This window comes from Candidatus Njordibacter sp. Uisw_058, assembly GCF_047730065.1.
GTDB lineage: Bacteria > Pseudomonadota > Gammaproteobacteria > Pseudomonadales > Balneatricaceae > Njordibacter.
In genome coordinates this window covers 2398091-2418284 of the sequence record NZ_CP159829.1, presented here as the reverse complement: position 1 = coordinate 2418284, position 20194 = coordinate 2398091, and the positions used below count along the sequence as shown (strand labels likewise).

General features: G+C 46.1%; 19 protein-coding genes and 1 pseudogene. 17 read left to right on the top strand and 3 right to left on the bottom strand.

The window, feature by feature from the left end; genetic code table 11:
* The first annotated feature begins 13 nt into the window (after positions 1–13).
* The 11 genes from mutL (at position 14) to rlmB (ending at position 12775) form a co-directional block, all read left to right on the top strand.
* Positions 14–1885: a DNA mismatch repair endonuclease MutL gene (mutL, locus tag ABXT59_RS11265; protein WP_443638606.1), complete on the top strand. Its 1872-nt coding sequence runs from the start codon at positions 14–16 to the stop codon at positions 1883–1885.
* A gap of 3 nt (positions 1886–1888) precedes the next feature.
* Positions 1889–2845 carry a tRNA (adenosine(37)-N6)-dimethylallyltransferase MiaA gene (gene miaA, locus ABXT59_RS11260; RefSeq protein WP_443636209.1) on the top strand — a complete coding sequence of 319 codons (957 nt, stop codon included), beginning with the start codon at positions 1889–1891 and terminating at the stop codon, positions 2843–2845.
* Between the two features lie 99 nt (positions 2846–2944).
* Positions 2945–3178: an RNA chaperone Hfq gene (gene hfq, locus ABXT59_RS11255; RefSeq protein WP_443636208.1), complete on the top strand. Its 234-nt coding sequence runs from the start codon at positions 2945–2947 to the stop codon at positions 3176–3178.
* 66 nt (positions 3179–3244) lie between these two features.
* Entirely contained in the window at positions 3245–4555 is a 1311-nt protein-coding gene (gene hflX / locus ABXT59_RS11250) for a ribosome rescue GTPase HflX (protein ID WP_443636207.1), read from the top strand.
* 34 nt (positions 4556–4589) lie between these two features.
* Complete coding sequence (gene hflK / locus ABXT59_RS11245; protein ID WP_443636206.1) at positions 4590–5765, top strand: FtsH protease activity modulator HflK; 1176 nt, start codon at positions 4590–4592, stop codon at positions 5763–5765.
* Position 5766: 1 nt separating this feature from the next.
* Positions 5767–6639, top strand: a complete 873-nt coding sequence (hflC, locus tag ABXT59_RS11240) for a protease modulator HflC (protein ID WP_443636205.1) — start codon at positions 5767–5769, stop codon at positions 6637–6639.
* Positions 6640–6823: 184 nt separating this feature from the next.
* Complete coding sequence (locus tag ABXT59_RS11235; RefSeq protein ID WP_443636204.1) at positions 6824–7018, top strand: DUF2065 domain-containing protein; 195 nt, start codon at positions 6824–6826, stop codon at positions 7016–7018.
* Between the two features lie 31 nt (positions 7019–7049).
* Positions 7050–8252: an ATP phosphoribosyltransferase regulatory subunit gene (locus ABXT59_RS11230; protein WP_443636203.1), complete on the top strand. Its 1203-nt coding sequence runs from the start codon at positions 7050–7052 to the stop codon at positions 8250–8252.
* Positions 8253–8329: 77 nt separating this feature from the next.
* Complete coding sequence (locus ABXT59_RS11225; protein ID WP_443636202.1) at positions 8330–9625, top strand: adenylosuccinate synthase; 1296 nt, start codon at positions 8330–8332, stop codon at positions 9623–9625.
* A gap of 6 nt (positions 9626–9631) precedes the next feature.
* Positions 9632–12016 (top strand): ribonuclease R, encoded by a 2385-nt coding sequence (gene rnr, locus ABXT59_RS11220; protein WP_443636201.1) that lies wholly within the window; start codon positions 9632–9634, stop codon positions 12014–12016.
* Between the two features lie 21 nt (positions 12017–12037).
* On the top strand, positions 12038–12775 hold the full coding sequence (rlmB, locus tag ABXT59_RS11215) for a 23S rRNA (guanosine(2251)-2'-O)-methyltransferase RlmB (RefSeq protein WP_443636200.1): 738 nt from the start codon (positions 12038–12040) through the stop codon (positions 12773–12775).
* A 45-nt stretch (positions 12776–12820) separates the two neighbouring features.
* On the opposite strand, the gene ABXT59_RS11210 is transcribed toward rlmB, so the two are convergent.
* From ABXT59_RS11210 to ABXT59_RS11200, 3 genes are all read right to left on the bottom strand, one after another.
* Entirely contained in the window at positions 12821–13300 is a 480-nt protein-coding gene (locus tag ABXT59_RS11210) for a hypothetical protein (RefSeq protein ID WP_443636199.1), read from the bottom strand.
* A gap of 65 nt (positions 13301–13365) precedes the next feature.
* Positions 13366–14757: an MATE family efflux transporter gene (locus ABXT59_RS11205; protein ID WP_443636198.1), complete on the bottom strand. Its 1392-nt coding sequence runs from the start codon at positions 14755–14757 to the stop codon at positions 13366–13368.
* A 156-nt stretch (positions 14758–14913) separates the two neighbouring features.
* The gene (locus ABXT59_RS11200; protein WP_443636197.1) at positions 14914–15351 is read right to left on the bottom strand and encodes a YtoQ family protein; all 438 of its coding nucleotides are present in this window, start codon (positions 15349–15351) and stop codon (positions 14914–14916) included.
* Positions 15352–15784: 433 nt separating this feature from the next.
* Here ABXT59_RS11200 and rpsF point away from each other — a divergent pair.
* From rpsF to ABXT59_RS11170, 6 genes and pseudogenes are all read left to right on the top strand, one after another.
* A pseudogene (rpsF, locus tag ABXT59_RS11195) lies at positions 15785–16132 on the top strand (30S ribosomal protein S6); the annotation flags it as partial.
* Positions 16133–16301: 169 nt separating this feature from the next.
* Positions 16302–16529, top strand: a complete 228-nt coding sequence (gene rpsR / locus ABXT59_RS11190) for a 30S ribosomal protein S18 (RefSeq protein ID WP_046482048.1) — start codon at positions 16302–16304, stop codon at positions 16527–16529.
* A 13-nt stretch (positions 16530–16542) separates the two neighbouring features.
* Positions 16543–17385, top strand: coding sequence for a hypothetical protein (locus ABXT59_RS11185; RefSeq protein WP_443636196.1), 843 nt, complete (start codon positions 16543–16545; stop codon positions 17383–17385).
* 47 nt (positions 17386–17432) lie between these two features.
* Entirely contained in the window at positions 17433–17879 is a 447-nt protein-coding gene (gene rplI / locus ABXT59_RS11180) for a 50S ribosomal protein L9 (RefSeq protein ID WP_443636195.1), read from the top strand.
* 177 nt (positions 17880–18056) lie between these two features.
* A complete protein-coding gene (gene dnaB / locus ABXT59_RS11175; protein WP_443636194.1) occupies positions 18057–19451 on the top strand; it encodes a replicative DNA helicase in 1395 nt (464 codons plus the stop codon).
* Between the two features lie 34 nt (positions 19452–19485).
* Positions 19486–20079, top strand: a complete 594-nt coding sequence (locus tag ABXT59_RS11170) for a hypothetical protein (RefSeq protein WP_443636193.1) — start codon at positions 19486–19488, stop codon at positions 20077–20079.
* Positions 20080–20194: the final 115 nt, after the last annotated feature.

The following is a 20194-nucleotide window of genomic DNA, read 5'->3' as shown; positions in this document are numbered from 1 at the left end:
CGAGTCCCCAATGATTGCAAAAATCCATCAACTAAGTCCTCGTTTGGCCAACCAAATTGCTGCCGGTGAAGTGGTAGAGCGGCCAGCTTCAGTCATAAAAGAACTGTTGGAAAACTGTCTTGATGCTAAAGCCACAAGAATTGATGTCGAAGCAGAACAAGGCGGCGTAAAGCTGATGCGGGTGCGTGATAATGGCAGCGGTATTGGTGAACAAGATCTTGAGTTGGCGCTGAGTCGACATGCAACCAGTAAAATCTCTAGTTTAGACGATTTAGAATCAGTAAAAAGTCTCGGCTTCCGGGGAGAAGCGCTAGCAAGTGTAAGTTCGGTATCCCGATTAACCTTAACATCCAATATTGAGGGTCAAGACAACGCTTGGCAGGTGATCACTGAAGGCCGCGATATGAAGGCACAATTGCAGCCTGCTGCGCATCCTATAGGCACGAGCGTTGAAGTTAGGGACTTGTTTTTTAACACCCCTGCTAGGCGAAAGTTTTTACGCACAGAAAAAACGGAGTTTGGTCATTTAGAAGAAGTGCTAAAACGTCTGGCCTTAAGTCGTTTTGACGTGGCTTTTAGTCTGAAGCACAATCAAAAAGTGATTCACAGCTTACGTCCAGCAGATACCCAAGCAGCGCAAGAAAAACGTGTGGCTAGTGTGTGCGGACCCGCCTTCATAGAACAAGCTTTACATATAGAAATGGAAGCACCCGGTTTAAGGTTATGGGGGTGGGTTGGATTGCCCACTTTTTCTCGAAGCCAAATGGACTTGCAGTACTTTTTTGTCAACGGCCGCGTAGTGCGTGATAAGTTAGTAGGCCATGCTGTTCGTCAGGCCTACCGTGATGTGCTTTACCACGGCCGTCACCCAGCCTTTGTTTTGTATTTAGAGCTTGAGTCAGCCAATGTAGATGTGAACGTCCACCCTACTAAAAGCGAAGTGCGGTTTCGTGATGGTCGCCTAGTGCATGATTTTATCTTTCGGAGTTTACATAAAGCCCTGGCTCAGGTTCGACCAGAAACGCCAACTGGGGGTGGAATTGAACAGTTGGGGGTGATGCAGGAACAGGCGGCAATGCCAGCACAGGGGCTTGAGACAGGGGTGTTTGCAGGTCAAACTCAAGTAGACTTGGGCCAAACAGCAGGTAACCCTGCAGCACCAGCCATGCAGCCTATGCCTTGGCAGGGTGCTTCTTTCAATCAATATTCTCCAAGGCAAATGCAGGAACAGGCTCAAGTGTATGCAAGCTTGCATGGAGACCTAAATACGTCAGAGGGTGCTGCAATAGAGGCTGGCCAAGTACCTCCTTTGGGTTACGCTGTGGCCCAGTTACATGGCATTTATATTGTGTCTGAAAATGCTAAAGGCTTAATATTAGTAGATATGCATGCTGCTCATGAGCGCATTGTTTATGAAAAAATGAAAATTTCTTGGGCCCAACAGGGTATAAAAGCGCAGCCTTTATTAGTGCCCATCTCCATAGCTGTGAGTTCCCGCGAGGCCGATCAAGTTGAGACTCAGCAAGAGCTATTTGCTGAGCTAGGTTTTGTCATTGATAGGGCTGGCAGTGAAAATATACTGGTGCGGCAAGTACCGAGTTTGTTGCAACATGCTAATGTTGAACAACTGGTGCGTGATGTATTGGCAGATGTCGTTACCTATGGTAGCAGTGACCGCATCAGGGCTGCTCATAATGAACTCTTAGGCACCATGGCATGCCATGGGGCGGTGCGGGCTAACCGTCGACTTAATCATGTCGAAATGAACGCGTTGTTGCGAGACATGGAAATTACGGAGCGCAGTGGTCAATGCAATCATGGGCGCCCTACATGGACTCAGTTAAGTCTATCTGAGTTAGACAAGTTATTTATGCGAGGGCAGTAATTAGTGTCTTCAATTCAGCTTGCAGCTGATCAGTTGCCGCCTGCTATTTTTTTAATGGGTCCCACTGCGGCAGGGAAGACAGACCTCGCTATAGAGTTGGTGCAACAGCGAGCCTGTGAAATTATTTCTGTGGATTCAGCACAGATCTATAAAGGTATGAATATTGGCAGTGCCAAGCCAGATGCCGCCACTTTAAAGACGGCACCACACCATCTGATTAATATTTGTGACCCTCTGGAAGCCTATTCAGTGGCTCGGTTTCGTGCTGATGCTCTAGACTTGATGGCTCAAATTACGGCCCGTGGCAAAGTGCCTTTATTGGCAGGTGGCACCATGATGTACTACAAAGCGCTGATGGACGGTTTGGCAACATTGCCTGCCTCAGACCCTGCCACGAGGCAGCAGTTAGAGCAAGACATAGACGACTATGGATTAAGTGCGATGCATTTACGTTTAAGTGCCATTGACGCTGAGTCTGGCGCACGCATTAACGCTGCTGATGCACAGCGCATTACGCGGGCTATGGAAGTCTTCTTGCTCAGTGGAGAAACTTTAACCACCCATTGGTCTAAGCAAAAGCAACAGCGGTTGCCCTATCAAGTGACATCCGTTGGAGTTTGGCCGGCACAGCGGTCTGTGTTGCACGAACGGATTGAGCAACGCTTTAAAATAATGTTGCAGCAAGGCTTTAAGTACGAAGTGGAGTGCCTCATAGCGCGCGGGGACTTGCACCTCGATTTACCATCTATGCGGTGCGTGGGTTATCGTCAGATGTGGCAGCACTTGACTGGAGTATACGATTACCCAACCATGCAGTACAAAGGTATCGTTGCGACTCGGCAATTAGCCAAAAGGCAGCTAACCTGGCTACGAAGTTGGCCAGACCTCAACATATTTAATAGCCTAGATACAAAATTAACATTCAAAGTTTTGCAATTATTCGATAGAATAGAGGCTTAGCGTAAAGGCTACGTAAAACGCCTTGCATCTAATGGTGTATTTACGCATTATCCAATGAAGTTGAAGTTTAAAGTTAGACTAATGACACAAGGAGCTATCATGTCAAAAGGGCAAACACTACAAGACCCTTACTTAAACGTATTACGCAAAGAACGGGTACCAGTTTCTATTTTTTTGGTCAACGGGATTAAGTTACAGGGGCAAATAGAGTCCTTCGACCAGTTTGTCATTTTATTGAAAAACACAGTCTCTCAAATGGTTTATAAGCACGCTATTTCGACTGTTGTGCCATCGCGGCCAGTTAAAATGCCAGCAGAAGATGAACTAGAATAGTTTTGATGCTTTTTCTGAAACCCCAACGAGCACCAAAAGGTGCTCGATTTGATTTAGGTGATCATATTGTTCTTTGAACGTCACCAAGCAGGCGAACGTGCGATTCTTGTCCATCTAGAAATGGGTCAAGAAGGAGAGCGCGAAGACGCTAATGAATTAAAAGAGTTGGTTTATTCTGCTGGTGCAGATCCCTTACAAACCATTGGTGGATCGCGTGCGACTCCGCATCCAAAAACTTATGTTGGGTCTGGTAAGGTGGAAGAGATTAAGTTGGCGGTACAACAGCACGAGGCTGAAATAGTCATCTTTAATCATGCGTTAAGCCCAGGCCAAGAAAGAAGCTTAGAGCTCGAATTGCAGTGCAGAGTTTTGGATCGTACAGGCTTGATACTTGATATTTTTGCCCAACGAGCCCGTACCCATGAGGGTAAATTGCAAGTTGAGTTGGCTCAGTTAGAACATATGTCCACCCGTTTAGTTCGAGGATGGACTCACTTAGAGCGGCAAAAGGGTGGTATCGGTTTACGCGGACCGGGCGAAACTCAGTTAGAAACTGATCGTCGTTTGTTACGAGTGCGTATTAACACTATATTGAAACGCTTGGGTAAGGTGCGAAAACAGCGTGAGCAGGGGCGACGAGCTCGCCGTCGGGCTGAAGTTCCAACGATTTCTTTGGTGGGTTACACCAATGCGGGAAAATCTAGTTTGTTTAACCGCATAACAGTAGCGCAAGTGTATGCTGCAGACCAATTGTTTGCTACGTTAGACCCGACCTTCAGACGCCTTGAAATTAAAGATGTTGGCCCCACTATCTTAGTAGACACTGTTGGCTTTATTCGCCATTTGCCCCACAAGCTCGTAGACGCCTTTCGTGCTACGTTGCAAGAAACGGCAGAAGCCACGTTATTGTTGCATTTGATCGACGCACATGACGAGAAAAGAGACGACAATATTGAAGAAGTGGACTCTGTGTTGGCAGAAATTGGTGCTGATGATCTGCCTCATCTGTTAGTATACAACAAGATTGATATGTTAGATGATTGCCCCGCACGTATCGACCGAGATGGTTATGGCGTGCCAAGAAGGGTTTGGCTGAGTGCCTTAACTGGAGAAGGGGTTGATCTTTTGGTGCAGGCCATTAGTGAGCGTTTAGGTGGTGAGTTATTTGCTCAACAAATTGTGTTGGAACCCCAGCATGGAAATTTGAGAGCTCAGCTGTTTGCTTTAGACGCGGTGGAAAAAGAAGGTATTAACGACCAAGGCCATATGATCTTGGACGTGCGCTTGCAAAAGCGGGATTTTTTACAAATATTGAGTCGCATAGGGATGGATGCAACGCCTTTTGTAGGCAAACCAGCAAATCCTTGGGATTCGTAAGTCATTTAATAACTGTAGTGATCGGGAGAAGATTATGGCCTGGAATGAACCGGGTAATAACGGTAAAGACCAAGACCCATGGGGTGGCAACCGCCGTCCAAATGGACAAGATCAGGGACCACCTGATTTAGATGAAGCATTAGGTAAGTTGATTGAGAAGTTCAATGGCCTATTTGGTGGTTCTGGTAATAAAAATACCTCTGGTTCAGGTGGTAATACCCCCGCTCCAACAGGTAAAATTATTGGTTTTGGCGCCGCTATTGTCTTAGTTTTATGGGCGGGAATGGGTTTCTATACCGTGGACCAGCAAGAGCGAGCTGTGGTTTTGCGCTTAGGTAAGTTCAGTGAAACTGTGCAGCCGGGTTTGCATTGGAATCCGCCCCTAGTTGACAACGTCACCAAAGTTAACGTGACTGCAGTGCGGAACGTTGAAAATCGTGCTTTGATGCTTACCGAAGATGAAAATATTGTTGAGGTGGGTTTGTCGGTGCAATACATTGTGTCTAACCCTAAAGATTTCTTGCTCGAAGTTAGGGAGCCAGATAGTAGCTTGTTACAAGCGACTCAAAGCGCTCTGCGTCATGTTGTGGGTGGTTCAGAAATGCACTCTGTGCTAACCGAAGGTCGTGCTCTTTTGGCCGTAGACATAGAACGCAGATTACAAAGTTTAATGAGCGAATACCGGACTGGCTTAGAAGTCATTAAGGTCAACATCGAGAATACAGCTGCACCTTCGCAGGTTCAAGATGCTTTTGATGACGTTATTAAGGCCCGAGAAGATGAGCAGCGTGTTAAAAACGAAGCCCAAGCATACGCTAATGGCATCGTGCCAGAATCGCGTGGTCGTGCACAACGGGTCAGTGAAGAGGCGCAAGCCTATCGTGAGCAAGTAGTAGCCCGTGCCGAAGGTGAGGCAACTCGTTTTACCAAATTGCTAACTGAATACCAGAAAGCGCCAGAAGTGACCCGAGAGCGTCTCTACCTAGTGGCTATGGAAGATGTACTTTCTAACGCCTCAAAGGTCATAGTAGACGTAGAGGGTGGTAATAATATGATGGTGTTACCACTAGATCAAATCATGCAGAATCAGTCTATGCGTGCTGCAACAGGTGCCTCTGGTAGGGGGTCTTCCAGTATGGTGGACGAAATTACCAACCGGGTGATTCAGCAGTTAACCCAGGGCGGTTCAGCTTCAAGGGAGTCTCGTTAATATGGCTACTCGTACTTTAGTAACCTTAATTGGCTTATTTGTGGCGCTAGTTCTGGCTTCATCTACATTATTTGTGGTGAAGGAGACAGAACGCGCGATCATGTTACAGTTTGGTGAGGTGGTGCAGTTTGATATTCAACCCGGCCTCCATGTCAAAGTTCCTTTTGTAAACACGGTGCGTATCTTTGATGCGCGCGTGCTGACATTGGATGCGCGTCCGCAACGATACCTCACCCTAGAAAAGAAGGCGTTGATCGTAGATTCCTTCGTTAAGTGGCGTATCGATGATGTGGCAGTGTATTACACATCGACGTCTGGCGATGAGTTTACTGCAGCTAAATTGTTGGCATCCAGGGTAGATACGGGCTTGCGTAACCAGTTTGGCGAACGAACGTTAACTGAGGTGGTGTCTGGAGAGCGTGATGAATTAATGGCTGAACTGCTTGAAGAGCTCAACCAACTGGTTAAAACAGAATTTGGCATCGAGGTAGTTGACGTGCGTGTGAAGCGCATTGACTTACCCCAAGAAGTGAGCGAATCTGTTTATGGCCGCATGCGCACAGAGCGAGAGAGTGAAGCCCGCGAAATCCGGTCAAAGGGTAAAGAGTTTGCTGAAGGCAAGCGTGCCGATGCAGATCGCCAAGAGACTGTCATCGAAGCGAACGCTTACCGTGATGCTGAACTTGTTCGTGGTGATGGTGATGCCAAAGCGGCTGCAATCTATGCTAAAGCGTTTAATAAAGATCCAGAATTCTATAGTTTTTACCGCAGCTTAGATGCTTATCGTAAAACTTTTGGAGCTGGTGGAGACGTGATGCTGCTTGAACCCGATAGTGAATTCTTTAAGTACATGAACCAGTCGACTTTGAAGTAAGTCTTTGGCGAGCTATTATAGAGTTATAAAAGGCCCTTCGAGGGCCTTTTTAGTGCCTACCTTTGCAGCTGAAAAGCTAGTCATTTGCGGCTAAAACAAGTAACATAGCGTAACCGAGAAGTAGGGCCCGCGCAGGACCGTATGATGCTCGGTTTTTTTGTGTTTGAAGCATTAGTAAAAAACCATGAATGAATTGATTCAACACTTACTTGTGGCACTTTGTTTGATGCTAATTATAGAAGGTATTTTGCCTTTTTTATACCCGCAACGATGGCGTAACTTAGTGGTTAGGTTAGCTCAGATAAGTAACCGCAATATGCGAGCTTTAGGCTTGGCAAGTATGTTGTTAGGCCTTTTTTTGCTGCTCTTAGTGCGATGATTAAAGCAATGTTTAAGTATCAGGAACTCAAATGAGTCGTGTAAATCGTTGGTTATTGCCAGATGGCGTAAAAGAAGTGCTGCCCCCAGAAGCTGCTCGGATAGAGGGCCTGCGCCGAACTGTGGTTGATCTATACCAAGCATGGGGTTACAACTTAGTGATGCCGCCACTGATCGAATACATTGATTCGTTATTAATTGGTACTGGCGACGATTTGGATTTAGCCACATTTAAGGTGATAGATCAAAAAACTGGACGTACCATGGGTATCCGAGCAGATATTACCCCTCAAGTAGCCCGCATTGATGCTCACAGCATTGCCTGTGATGGGATCAACCGCTTGTGTTACTCTAACACGGTACTCCACACCAGTGCAGCCAACCCATTGGCTTCTCGTAGCCCTTTGCAAGTGGGTGCAGAGCTCTATGGGCATGCGGGGATCGATAGCGATCTTGAAGTCATTAGCCTGATGATAGAGACGCTCATGAGTGTTGGCATTAAACATCCCATTACTTTAGATTTGGGCCATGTGGGTATCTACCGTGGTCTAATCGAAGCCATTGGCGTAGCTGACGATGATGAAAAAGAGTTATTTAATTTGCTCCAAAGCAAAGCGGTCGCAGACATAGACCAATTGATTGCAGCCATGGATTTAACAGATGAGGCAAAAACAATATTGTCTCAATTGCCTCGCTTATATGGTGAAACCACTGTTTTGCAGAAGGCTGAAGAAATATTTGGCAATGTGTCTGCGCAAGTTTCTGCAGCCATTAGGTATCTGCGAGAGTTGGCAGAGGCGGTGAAGGCTCGTTTCCCACAAGTCACCTTGTACATAGATTTGGCTGAACTACGGGGATACGAATACCATACAGGCGTTGTTTTTGCTGCCCTCACGCCCGCTTTTGGACAAGCTATTGCAAATGGTGGTCGTTATGATGATATCGGCAGTGTTTTTGGCAGAGCTCGCCCAGCCACTGGGTTTAGTGCTGACTTAAAGGTGTTATCAGAATTATCTGAGGTGCCTGTTAAGCAAGCCGATGCTATTTTAATGCCCATTGAAGCTGAATTGACTCCTGCACAGCGTCAAAGCCTTTGGGAAATGCAATCCCAATTACGTCAGCAAGGTGAGTGTGTGTTGGCACAGCTAAGTGATAGCCCAGTGCCAGCAAACTGCGCTCGTCAATTGGTATGGCAAGATAGTGTTTGGATTCTAGTCGCAACACCTAAAGTTTAGATAGCTTGCTATTATAAACTACGAATTTAATTATGCGTGATTTCACGTTTGGCAGTCATTAACTAGAGCAAAAAATTATGGGTAAGAATGTCGTCGTTTTAGGCACCCAGTGGGGTGATGAAGGCAAAGGTAAGATCGTGGATTTACTCACAGATCAGGCCACGGCAGTGGTACGTTTTCAAGGTGGTCATAATGCGGGTCATACATTGGTCATTGACGGTGAGAAAACCGTTTTACATTTGATTCCTTCAGGTATCCTGCGTGATACAGTCACCTGCTTTATTGGCAATGGTGTTGTGGTTGCCATGGACGCTTTAATGAAAGAAATGGCAGGCTTGGAAGAGCGTGGCGTTCCTGTGCGTGACCGTTTGCGTATTAGTACCGCTTGCCCATTAATTCTGCCTTACCATGTGGCCTTAGATCAGGCCCGAGAGATTGCTCGGGGCGAGGAAAAAATTGGCACCACCGGACGTGGGATTGGACCCGCCTACGAAGACAAGGTTGCCCGTCGTGGCCTACGCTTAGGTGATTTGTTGGACCCTCAGCGATTTGCTACCAAACTTAAAGAAGTCATGACTTATCATAATTTTGTGTTACAAAACTTCTACCGAGTTAAGCCATTAGATTATAACGAAGTGTTAACTACCGCTTTAGCACAAGCAGAGCAAATTAAAGCCATGTTCACAGATGTGACTGCAGAAATTCACGACTTACGTCGGGCTGGAGCAGATATTTTATTTGAAGGCGCTCAAGGTACCCTATTGGATATTGACCACGGCACATATCCCTTCGTGACTTCCTCCAACACCACAGCAGGTGGCACAGCCACTGGATCTGGTTTTGGACCTTTGTACTTGGATTATATCTTGGGTATTACCAAAGCCTATACGACTCGAGTTGGCAGCGGTCCATTCCCCACAGAGCTATTTTGTGGCCTCGGTGCAGGCCTAGCCGAGCGTGGTCATGAGTTCGGTGCGACCACAGGCAGGGGGCGTCGTTGTGGTTGGTTTGATGCGGTGGCCCTTAAACATGCGATTCAAATTAATAGCGTCTCAGGTATCTGCCTGACTAAGCTAGATGTATTGGATGGTATGGAAGAAATTAAATTATGTGTGGCTTATCATGATAGTGAGGGTAATGCAGTATCTTGCCCCAGTGATGCTGAAGGATTTGCAGCAGTTACCCCCATTTATGAAACCATGCCTGGCTGGACAGAATCGACCGTAGGGGCGCAGACAGAAGCGCAATTACCAGCTGCTGCTTTGGCCTATATCGCTCGTATTGAAGTCTTGATCGAAGCGCCTGTGGACATTATCTCCACTGGCCCAGATCGTATTGAAACAATTGTAAAACGCCATTCTTTTGGCAACTAGGAAAAAATGACACAAATAGACGATCCACACGCTCAACGTGAGGCGCAGAAGTATGACAACCCAATTCCCAGTCGTGAATTCATTATGGACCACTTGCGTGACCGCAGCGGTCCAGCAACGCTTAAACAAGTTAGCTTTGAACTGGCTCTGTTTGAGGCTGAGGACGTGGAAGCACTGCGCCGTCGATTGCGTGCTATGGAACGTGATGGTCAGCTAATCAGTGATCGTAAAGGTGCCTATGGTGCCATTAAAAAGATGGATCTGATTCACGGTCGCATTATTGGTCACCGCGATGGCTTTGGTTTTTTAAGGCCAGAAGAAGGCGGGGATGATTTATTCCTTAGCCACCGCCAGATGCGCGCTGTGATTGATGGTGACAAAGCGCTCGCGCGCATTACAGGTATCGACCGCAAGGGCCGCAGCGAAGGTGCCATTGTTGAAGTGACTGAACATAATACCCAGCAAGTTGTAGGCCGATTGACCAAAGAAAACGGCATTTGTTTTGTGCGTCCAGATAATCAACGGATTAGCCAAGATATTCTTATTGCCAACGACAATGTGTTGCAAGCCAAGCATGGGCAATACGTCACAGTGCGTATCACTCACCAGCCTAATAAACGTAACCAGGCAGTGGGGGAAGTGGCGGAAATTTTAGGTGAGCACATGGCTCCGGGTATGGAGATTGATGTTGCCATTCGCACCCATGAAATCCCTCACGAATGGCCCGCAGAGGCCAGTAATGAAGCAGCCCAACTCAAAGCAGAAGTCACTGAGGCAGATAAGCAAAATCGTATTGACCTGCGTGATATGCCTTTTGTCACTATTGATGGTGAAGATGCCCGCGATTTTGATGATGCAGTCTATTGCCGAAAAAGAACCCTTGGTGGATGGCGTTTATACGTCGCGATTGCAGATGTGAGTCATTATGTGCGCATTGGCACAGCCTTAGATGCAGAAGCTCATCGGCGCGCAACTTCAGTATATTTCCCTGAACGCGTAATTCCTATGCTACCAGAAGCCATCTCCAATGGTTTATGTTCTCTTAACCCCCATGTTGATCGATTGGTTATGGTGTGTGAAATGACCATTAGTGGCAACGGCAAACTGGGCGGTTACCAATTTTATGAGGGGCTCATTCATTCTCATGCGCGCTTAACTTACACCAAAGTGGGAGCTATGCTTGATGGAAATGATGAGCAATGCTTGCCACTGCGGCAAGAATATGATCATGTAGTTAAGCCCGTAGACCAATTGCACAAACTCTATGCTGCTTTGCGCTCAGCTCGAGACGCACGTGGAGCAATTGATTTTGAAACTCAAGAAACACGCATCATTTTTGGTGAAGATCGTAAAATAGATGCGATCGTGCCAGTGCACCGTAACGACGCCCATAAACTCATTGAAGAATGTATGCTGGCAGCTAATGTTAGCACTGCCAAGTTCTTAGAGAAGCATAAATTAGATGGTTTGTTTCGCGTCCATAAAGGGCCTAAGCCTAGTAAGCTAGAAAACTTACGTGGTTTTCTGGGTGAAATGGGTCTGTCTTTAAAAGGGGGTGATGAACCTCAACCCAAGCACTATCAAGCTTTGTTGAGTTCTATTAAAGATCGGCCAGACGCAAATCTAGTGCAAACGGTGATGTTGCGTTCTTTAAGTCAAGCCGTTTACACCCCAGAAAACGAAGGTCACTTTGGTTTGGGTTACCCAGCCTATGCGCACTTTACATCACCTATTCGTCGCTATCCTGACTTATTAGTTCACCGTGCTATACGTAGTGTGATTCAGAGTAAGCAATCGAGCCGTTATGTTAAGCGAATAACAGCCACCCAAAAGCAACCCGCTTCACCTTGGTATCCCTATTCCACAGCCAATGTTGTGGTTTTTGGTGAACATTGTTCAACTGCAGAACGACGAGCTGACGCTGCAGTTTGGGATGTAGAAGGCTGGCTGAAGTGTGAGTACATGCAAGGCCATATCGGTGATTATTTCTATGGCACTATTAACGCCGTCACCAGCTTTGGTTTGTTTGTTGAACTGGAAGACGTCTATGTAGAAGGTCTGGTGCATATTAGTGCATTACCAGGTGACTATTATCACTTTGATGCTGCAAAGCACTGCCTCCAAGGAGAGCGCAGCGGCAAAAGTTTCCGCTTGGGTGACACTATTGAAGTACAGGTGGTTCGAGTAGATCTGGATGAGAAGAAGATTGACTTTGAGTTGGCTGATGCGCCACCAAAGCCTAAATCTAAGCCCAAAGCAAAACCAAAATCCAAAAAAACCAATGCTGAAAAGTCTGCAAATAGTCAAGCAGGTGGACCTTTATTCGATCAAAAGGGTAAGCCAACTGCAAGTGCAAAAAAGCCTCGCCGTAAAAAAACGGTACCAAAATAAGGTATTTGAGACGGGTTAATTATGGCTAATGTTGAGTACGTGTTTGGCATTCATGCAGTGCAAACCAAATTACAACGCAACCCAGAAAGGGTGCAGGAAGTTTGGTTTCAAGAAGGTCGTGAAGATCAACGCTTAAATCAAGTTAAAGGGTTGGCAGATGAGCAGGGCATTGAATGCCAAATCATGCCCCGCCGTGAACTGGATAACAAGGTCAAAGGACGTCACCAGGGCGTGGTCGCCGCTTGCACTCCCAACCCAGCTAAGGACGAAGGCTTTCTTAAGGACCTGCTAGAAAATTTGCAGGTACCTGCTTTTTTATTGATTCTTGACGGCGTCACGGACCCCCATAACTTGGGAGCCTGCTTGCGCACAGCAGACGCTGCAGGTGTGCATGCTGTCATAGCGCCAAAAGATAAATCGGCCTCACTTAATAGCACCGTAAGCAAAGTCGCCTGTGGTGCTGCAGAGACTATGCCCTTTGTGCAGGTGACTAATCTAGCTCGGTGCCTCAAAAGTTTGCAAGACGCTGGGGTATGGATTACTGGCACAGCGGGTGAAGCGACCCAGCACATCCACCAAGTCGACCTCAAAGGTCCTGTGGCTTTAATTATGGGTGCCGAAGGAGATGGTATGCGACGACTCACTCGGGAAGGGTGCGACCAATTGGTTAAAATTCCTATGGCAGGAGAGGTGAGCAGCCTTAACGTGTCTGTGGCGGCAGGCGTGTGCTTATTTGAAGCGGTACGCCAGCGCACATAGGCCTCTGGCTTCGAGCCGTCTTGGTAACCTAATGGGCAACAAAAATTAGTCCTTGAGTAAAATATCTTTCGCTTGATTAATCTGACTAGCAATGTAGGTACTACCGCCTTTATCAGGGTGGTTTTTGGCCATCAATCGTTTGTGTGCTGATAAAATCTCTTCATGACTTGCATTATCACCCACCTCCAAAATTTGTCGAGCTTGAGGTTTATCCATAACAGAGGCATTACTACTGCCGCTGCTGCCACCGCCACTGCTGTCTTTAATTTTAGGACGAAAGCGTTTAATCATTTGCCAGATGCCAAAAGCGCGCATTAATGGTCGACCATAAACAACCAATCCCCCTAGCAGGCTCATAGCTACTGGCCATAAACCGCTCAGCCCTAGACCAACAGCAAGCAACAAGATCGCTACTACCCCAGCGCGCAATAAAAAAGGTTTGCCATGAGTGGGGGCTTTGTTTAGCAGTAAGCGCACCAGCAAAGCGACTATGACAATGCCTAAAATCCATAATATCAAAATCATCTTAATCTTTTTCCTTATCTATTAAATCATCAATATCAACATCGCATATGGCTATTTTTTGAGTCCTAACCTCTCGGGGTGGGTTGGCTTGGTTGGGGCTTTAAATTGAGACGTATAAGGTTGCCTCGCTCTCGCAACGCAAAATAAATCACCACGATAAAAGCCGTGACGTCGGCCACTGGAAATGAGTACCAAATACCATCAATGCCATAAATTTTGGGTAAAATCAGCAGCGCAGGAATCAGCACTATATAAATTCTTAATGACGATAGAAAAATCGCCTGACGAGCCTTACCGAGGGCTTGAAATAAAGAGCTAATGAGACTGTGTGCGTTGGATAGAGGAAACAACAAAAAAGACCAAAAGGCAATGCTAGCAGTAGTGGTTAAAAGGGCTGAGTTTTGGGTAAATATTCCAATGATGAGTTCAGGCACTAAGAGCATTATGGCACTCACACAGAAGCCATAGCTTAGGCTGGAAAAGATACCAAGTTTAACCATGGCAAGCACCCGATCATACTGTTGAGCGCCATAGTTGTAACCTGCAATGGTTTGAAAGGCAATGGTCATGGCAATGGCTGGCAAGATAAAAAAGATCATTAAACGGCCAATAAGACCATAAGCACTCACATACAAGTCGCTATCAACTTCAGTAAATTGGGTGACGGAGTAGTTGGTTAAGCCTATAAAAACAGATACCCCAGCATGGGAAATCAAAATAGGTACACCCAATAAACAAATATCTCTAACAATCATCCAATCCATGGCGTAAGCAAATGGGCGTAACTTTAACTGTGTTTTGCCCCCCAGAATAAAGTACAACATGAGCCCAATAGCAAAAATTTGAGCCAATACAGTGGCATAGGCAACACCCTCCACACCCATGCCGAGCACGAAGATAAATAGGGCATCTAAAACAATATTCAAAAGTGCAGATGAGACCATGCTTGCCATCATTAACATGGCTTTACCTTCAGCTCTAAGAAGGTCGCTGGGGACGCTGCTAATAAGTACGATGGGAAAACTAAACAAGACCAAAGGCATTAGATAAGCCGATGCATAGGGCCACAATGCTTCTGAAACACCTAAAACTTCAAGTAGCGCATCAATATTAAAGTAGATGCCCAAAGTCAGGGCAAGGGCCATGACTAAGCCAAAACGAAAAGCCATATCGATGGTGGTGTTGGCTGCATTTTCCTGCTTTGCACCGAGTTGCCGAGCAACGATAGAGGCCATGCCGCTGCCCACCAAGGTGGCCAAAGCAAAAATAAACATTTGAATTGGAAATACAATGGAAATGCCACCCATGGCATTAACACCCATAACACGGGTTACGAAAATGGCATCAACGACATTGTAAAGACCATGTACCATCATGCCCACAGCGATAGGTGCAGCCATACCAAAAAACAACCCAAGGATGGGCTTCGTACCTAAGTGGCCAGAGTGTTGGCTCATTAATGCTTCCTTATAAAATTCTCAGTGGTATTAGCGATAGCTAAAATACGATAGGCATGCATGGGACATGAACCATGATGAGTATAGTTTTACCTCATCCCTATTCAGCTACTCATCTCAGGGGGCGGCACTTCAGCTATTTAAAGCAGTCACTGATCACTGCTGAGTCACATGGGTCAGGGTGGTGATGATTTGATCAACGTCTGCCGCCCAAGCCATTGCTGCAGCATTCACCTCTTTCAACGGATGCACTATATCTTCGCTATGCAAGGTGATAAAGGGGATACCCATGGCCGCACAATAGCCAGCATCAAAAGCGGCATTCCATTGCTTATACTGATCACCAAATCGAATGATAGCGATATCAGCTTGGGCAATGAGATTCTTTGTGCGGATCGCATTCACTTTAGCCGATTGATTGTCACGCCAAAAGCTAGTCGCTGTATCTGCTAAGTGGTCACCAGCGGCATCACTGGCTGCATGATTAGTAATGGCAGATGAGAAATTCACAGGTAGTTTGAGGGCTTCACAACGACTGATAATTTGCTCGCGCCAGTCTGTATGTATTTCGCCAGATAAGTAAATGTTCCACATGGTGTTATCTCATTTTAGTATTGATTTTCTTGCCAGGGTGAGCATGTTTTGTGTTTAGCAACCGTTAACGCCTAGCCTATTTTGGAGGCACAAACTGAGTGCACTTCGGGCATTTCAGGGTAGCGTTTAATACATACGCTGGGCTGTTAATATAGCAGTCAGCGCCCCTCTTAGTCTCGAAAATGTGAGTAGTAATGAGTAAAGTATTGGTGTTTAAATTCTTGATGCAGCGTAAGTGAATTGTGAGCCCTTTAGTTACATCTAATGTCATACCTAATCTAACTGCGAAAAGGGCCTAAACTTGTGACTTATGAAAACTTTACGTATAATGCGCCATCACATTTTTAGGTGTGATTTTCCTCCTTGCTTTAAGGTGGTAGGCCAATAACGGCCTACTAAACGCTTAAGGCTATTTAACCCATAAGGAGCAGCAATGCGTCATTATGAAATTATCTTTTTGGTCCATCCTGACCAAAGCGAACAAGTACCCTCTATGATTGAGCGTTACACTGCGACTATCGAAGCTGATGGTGGCGTCATTCATCGTTTAGAAGATTGGGGCCGTCGTCACTTGGCATATCCAATTAACAAAATTCACAAAGCTCACTATGTACTAATGAACATTGAATGTTCAAACGTTGCATTAGACGAGTTAGACAGTAACTTCCGTTACAACGATGCCGTCATCCGCAACATGGTTGTGCGCATGAAAGCGCCAGAAACAGGTGATTCTCCTGTTAAAGCTGCTGAAAGTCGTGAAGATCGTCGTCGTCAAGAACGCGCGCCTCGTGCCGATGCCACTGAAGCAGATGCTCCTCTAGCAGACGCTCCTGAAGCAGACGCTCCTCTAGCAGACGCTCCGCAAACTGAAGCTCCGCAAGTAGAAGCCCAAGCTGAAGAAACATCAGCAGCCGAAGCAGCAGCTGAATAATTAACTGGAGATATTGACCATGGCACGTTTTTTCCGTCGTCGTAAGTACTGTCGTTTCACCGCTGAAGGTGTAACTCAAATTGATTATAAAGATATCGAAGTCCTAAAAGGCTATGTATCTGAAACTGGCAAAATTGTACCTAGCCGTATTACGGGTACTAAAGCACGCTATCAGCGTCAGCTTTCTACTGCTATTAAGCGCGCTCGTTATGTGGCTTTGCTACCTTATACTGACGCGCATCAGTAAGCTGTATTAACCGATGCGCAAACTAGCTCAATACGCCATGCGTGGTAACAAACAAGCAACTATGGTTGCTGTTTTGTTTGCCATTATTCCAGTGTTGTTTTGGATAAGCGCAGCACTTGTGGCTCTGGTGATCTTAAGAAAAGGTTATCGAGACGGTGCTCAGGTTTTTATGTGGAGCCTACTACCTGCCATAGCTTGGTGGAGTAATGGTGATCCGACACCTGCTTTAACCTTAATTGGGGCAGCAGGTTTGGCCAGTGTCCTTCGCTATAGTGCCTCTTGGGCCTATGTGTTGGTGGCTAGCTTAGTCGCAGCAATCGTATCTATGCCTATTTTGGCAAGTTACTTGCAAGATGTAATGGTGGCATTTGCTGAAGCTGGAATCCAACTGGAAGCGCAACAAAAGTTGCCTGAAAATGTGGATAAGGAGTTACTGCAAACCCTCATGGAAGGTGTGTTAGGTGCAGTGCATATGGCTATATTGTTAGCCTGTGTTGTGTTGGCACGCTGGTGGCAGGCGGCTTTGTTTAACCCAGGTGGTTTTCAAACTGAGTTTCACCAGTTACGTTTGCCCCTTTGGCTTACGGGAACACTCGCTTTGGCTGTCTTTGGCTTAAGTAATGTAACCGATATGACACAGTGGCTATTCGTGTTATCGATCCCATTATTATTTGCAGGTTTAGCCTTAGTGCATGGGCTGGTTGAACAATTAAAATTAGGCCAAGCTTGGCTGTTCGCAATCTATTTAGCATTGCTACTTTCAAGCGCGGTGGTCTTTACTATATTGGCATTATTAGCCACCTTGGACAGTGTGTTCAAGTTGCGGCAACGTTTGCCAGTTAGGGTTAAAAAATAGAATTAGACTCTTCGTGTATACATGTTGAGCAAATTAAGGAATTAAACATGAATGTAATTCTGCTGGAAAAAATTGGTAAGTTAGGTGCATTGGGCGATACTGTTTCAGTCAAAGCTGGATATGGCCGTAACTTCCTCATTCCTACTGGCAAAGCTGTACCTGCCAATAAAGCCAATGTAGAGGCTTTTGAAGCTCGTCGTTCAGAACTAGAAGCAGCTGCTGCTGAAAAGTTATCTGCTGCTCAAGCCCGTGCAGATGCAATGGGTGAGTTAACAGTCACTATCGCTGCCAATGCTGGTGAAGAAGGTAAACTGTTCGGTTCAATTGGTACCAACGAAATCGCAGCAGCGCTTTTGGAAGCTGGCCACACGGTTGATAAGACTGAAATCCGTCTGCCTGAAGGTACGTTGCGTGCATTGGGTGAAACGGCTGTTGCTATTCAACTTCACAGTGACATTACTGTACAAGTCACTGTAGCGCTTGTTGCTGAGTAAAACTTTGCTCAGTTCATAACGGGCGCAGTAAAGAAATCTAAGACCTTTGATGTGCCTAGTGTGATCAGATCGGCGTAAGCAGAAAGCAATTTTAAAAAGCCCCATTAAAGGGGCTTTTTTGTGCCTGTAGTAAAGGTTATCATAGTTGAGTAATCACATTATTAAATCGATACTTTAATGCAACCAGCTTCAAACCTACTTAAGTCCGACCCACAACTTGATGCACTCAAGGTGCCTCCTCAGTCTCTGGAAGCCGAACAGTCTGTGTTAGGTGGCTTGATGCTGGATGAAATGGCTTGGGACCAAGTGTCTGAGGCTGTTGCAGAAGTGGATTTTTACCGCCAAGATCATCGACTCATCTTCCGCGTAATGACCAAGCTAATCGGTGATTCTAGGCCCATCGATGTGGTGACCCTGTCAGAAGAGTTGAGCCGTATCGATGAATTAGCCAATGCTGGTGGCTTGAGCTACCTTGGTGAACTCGCTAAAAATACGCCCAGCGTCTCTAATATCACCGCCTATGCCAATATTGTGCGTGAAAGGGCTATATTGCGCCAACTCATTGGTGTCGCCAATGAAATCGCTGATTCTGCTTTTCATACTGATGGCCGTTCATCGGGAGACGTATTGGATGAAGCTGAGCGTAAAGTATTTGAAATTGCTGAGGACCGTCCAAAAGAGGGTGGACCTCGATATGTTAATCCCATTCTCAAAGGGGCTGTCGAACGCATTGACCTGCTGTTTAGGTCTGAAAGTGCGCTCACTGGCATAAGCACGGGCTTTACTGATCTTGATAACCGGACCGCTGGTTTACAAAATTCTGATTTAATTATTGTCGCAGGTCGTCCTTCAATGGGTAAGACGGCCTTTGCCATGAACATTGTTGAAAATGCAGCGGTGATTGGCGATGCGCCAATCTTAGTGTTTAGTATGGAAATGCCTGCTGAACAGTTGATGATGCGTATGTTGTCATCTCTTGGGCGGATTGATGCCACACGCATGCGCACGGGTAAATTGGAACAAGATGATTGGCCTAAGTTAACGGGTGCAGTTAACTTATTAAAAGATAAGCCCTTGTATATTGATGACAGTGCTGCCCTCAGCCCCACTGAAATACGCACCAGATCTAGGCGTATTGCTCGTGAGCATGGTAGCGTGGGTATGATTATGATTGATTATCTGCAGCTGATGCAGATTAAAGGTCATACGGAAGGTCGTACAGCAGAGATCTCTGAAATTTCTCGTTCCTTGAAAGCGCTAGCTAAGGAACTTAAGTGCCCAGTTGTGGCTCTATCACAGCTGAACCGTAGTCTAGAAAACCGCCCTAACAAGCGTCCTGTCAACTCAGACCTGCGTGAATCGGGTGCCATCGAGCAAGATGCTGACCTAATTATGTTTATCTATCGGGATGAAGTTTACAACGAAGACAGTGATGATCAAGGTAAAGCTGAAATCATCATTGGTAAACAACGTAATGGCCCCATTGGTACCTCACGCTTAGCCTTTATCGGTAAATATACCCGTTTTGAAGATTTGGTGCATCACTATGATGACTATGAAGACATAGAATAACTGGAGTTACCCTGTAACCTGTGTAGGTGAAATCATGAGTGACTGGTTCGATGAAGAAGATACGCCAGTGGATAAGGCTTTTAGTGCCTCGTTGCTAAACCATTTACCGATTGGCTACGAACTGATAACAACAGCAAATGACTTGCGCTTGTATGGTGATCATAACATCGACTTAATGGAATCCTTGCATCTTGCAGGTGGTCATTGGGATCCGGATCTACTCGCATATCGTATCCCCCTAGGCCGTCAAGTCCAGCTTGAGCATGCCCTCAAACACTTCATGCAGCAGCAACAAGGGATGGCTGATACCATGAATCTTTTGGCAAGGCATATGGCGCCAGATCAGCACCAAGTGGAAGAACAACGACGCAAAAGGGCCGTAGAACAACGCATTAAAATCATTGTGGGGCGTTACCATGCGGGTGACTTACTCAAGGGTCATGAGATTATTAGTTTAGGCAAACATTGGCAGGAATTCCCCGGCTCCCAGTGGCAAGGGGTGGATAAAGCAGTGTGTATTGAGTGTGAAAAGTACACCAAGATCTCGACTAATAATGAATGCCAGTCTTGCGAAACCCAGCGCCTTGGCTTAGTGCCTATTACCTATTGTTACGCCTACTTCGACTAATTCAACACCCCATTCTTGTCAGGCACATTGACCCATTGGGTTAAATTTTATACTTTGCTTAAGTTTAATGAAGCTTAGGCAAAAGAATCGTCTTGCAATATTTTTCACTTTATTA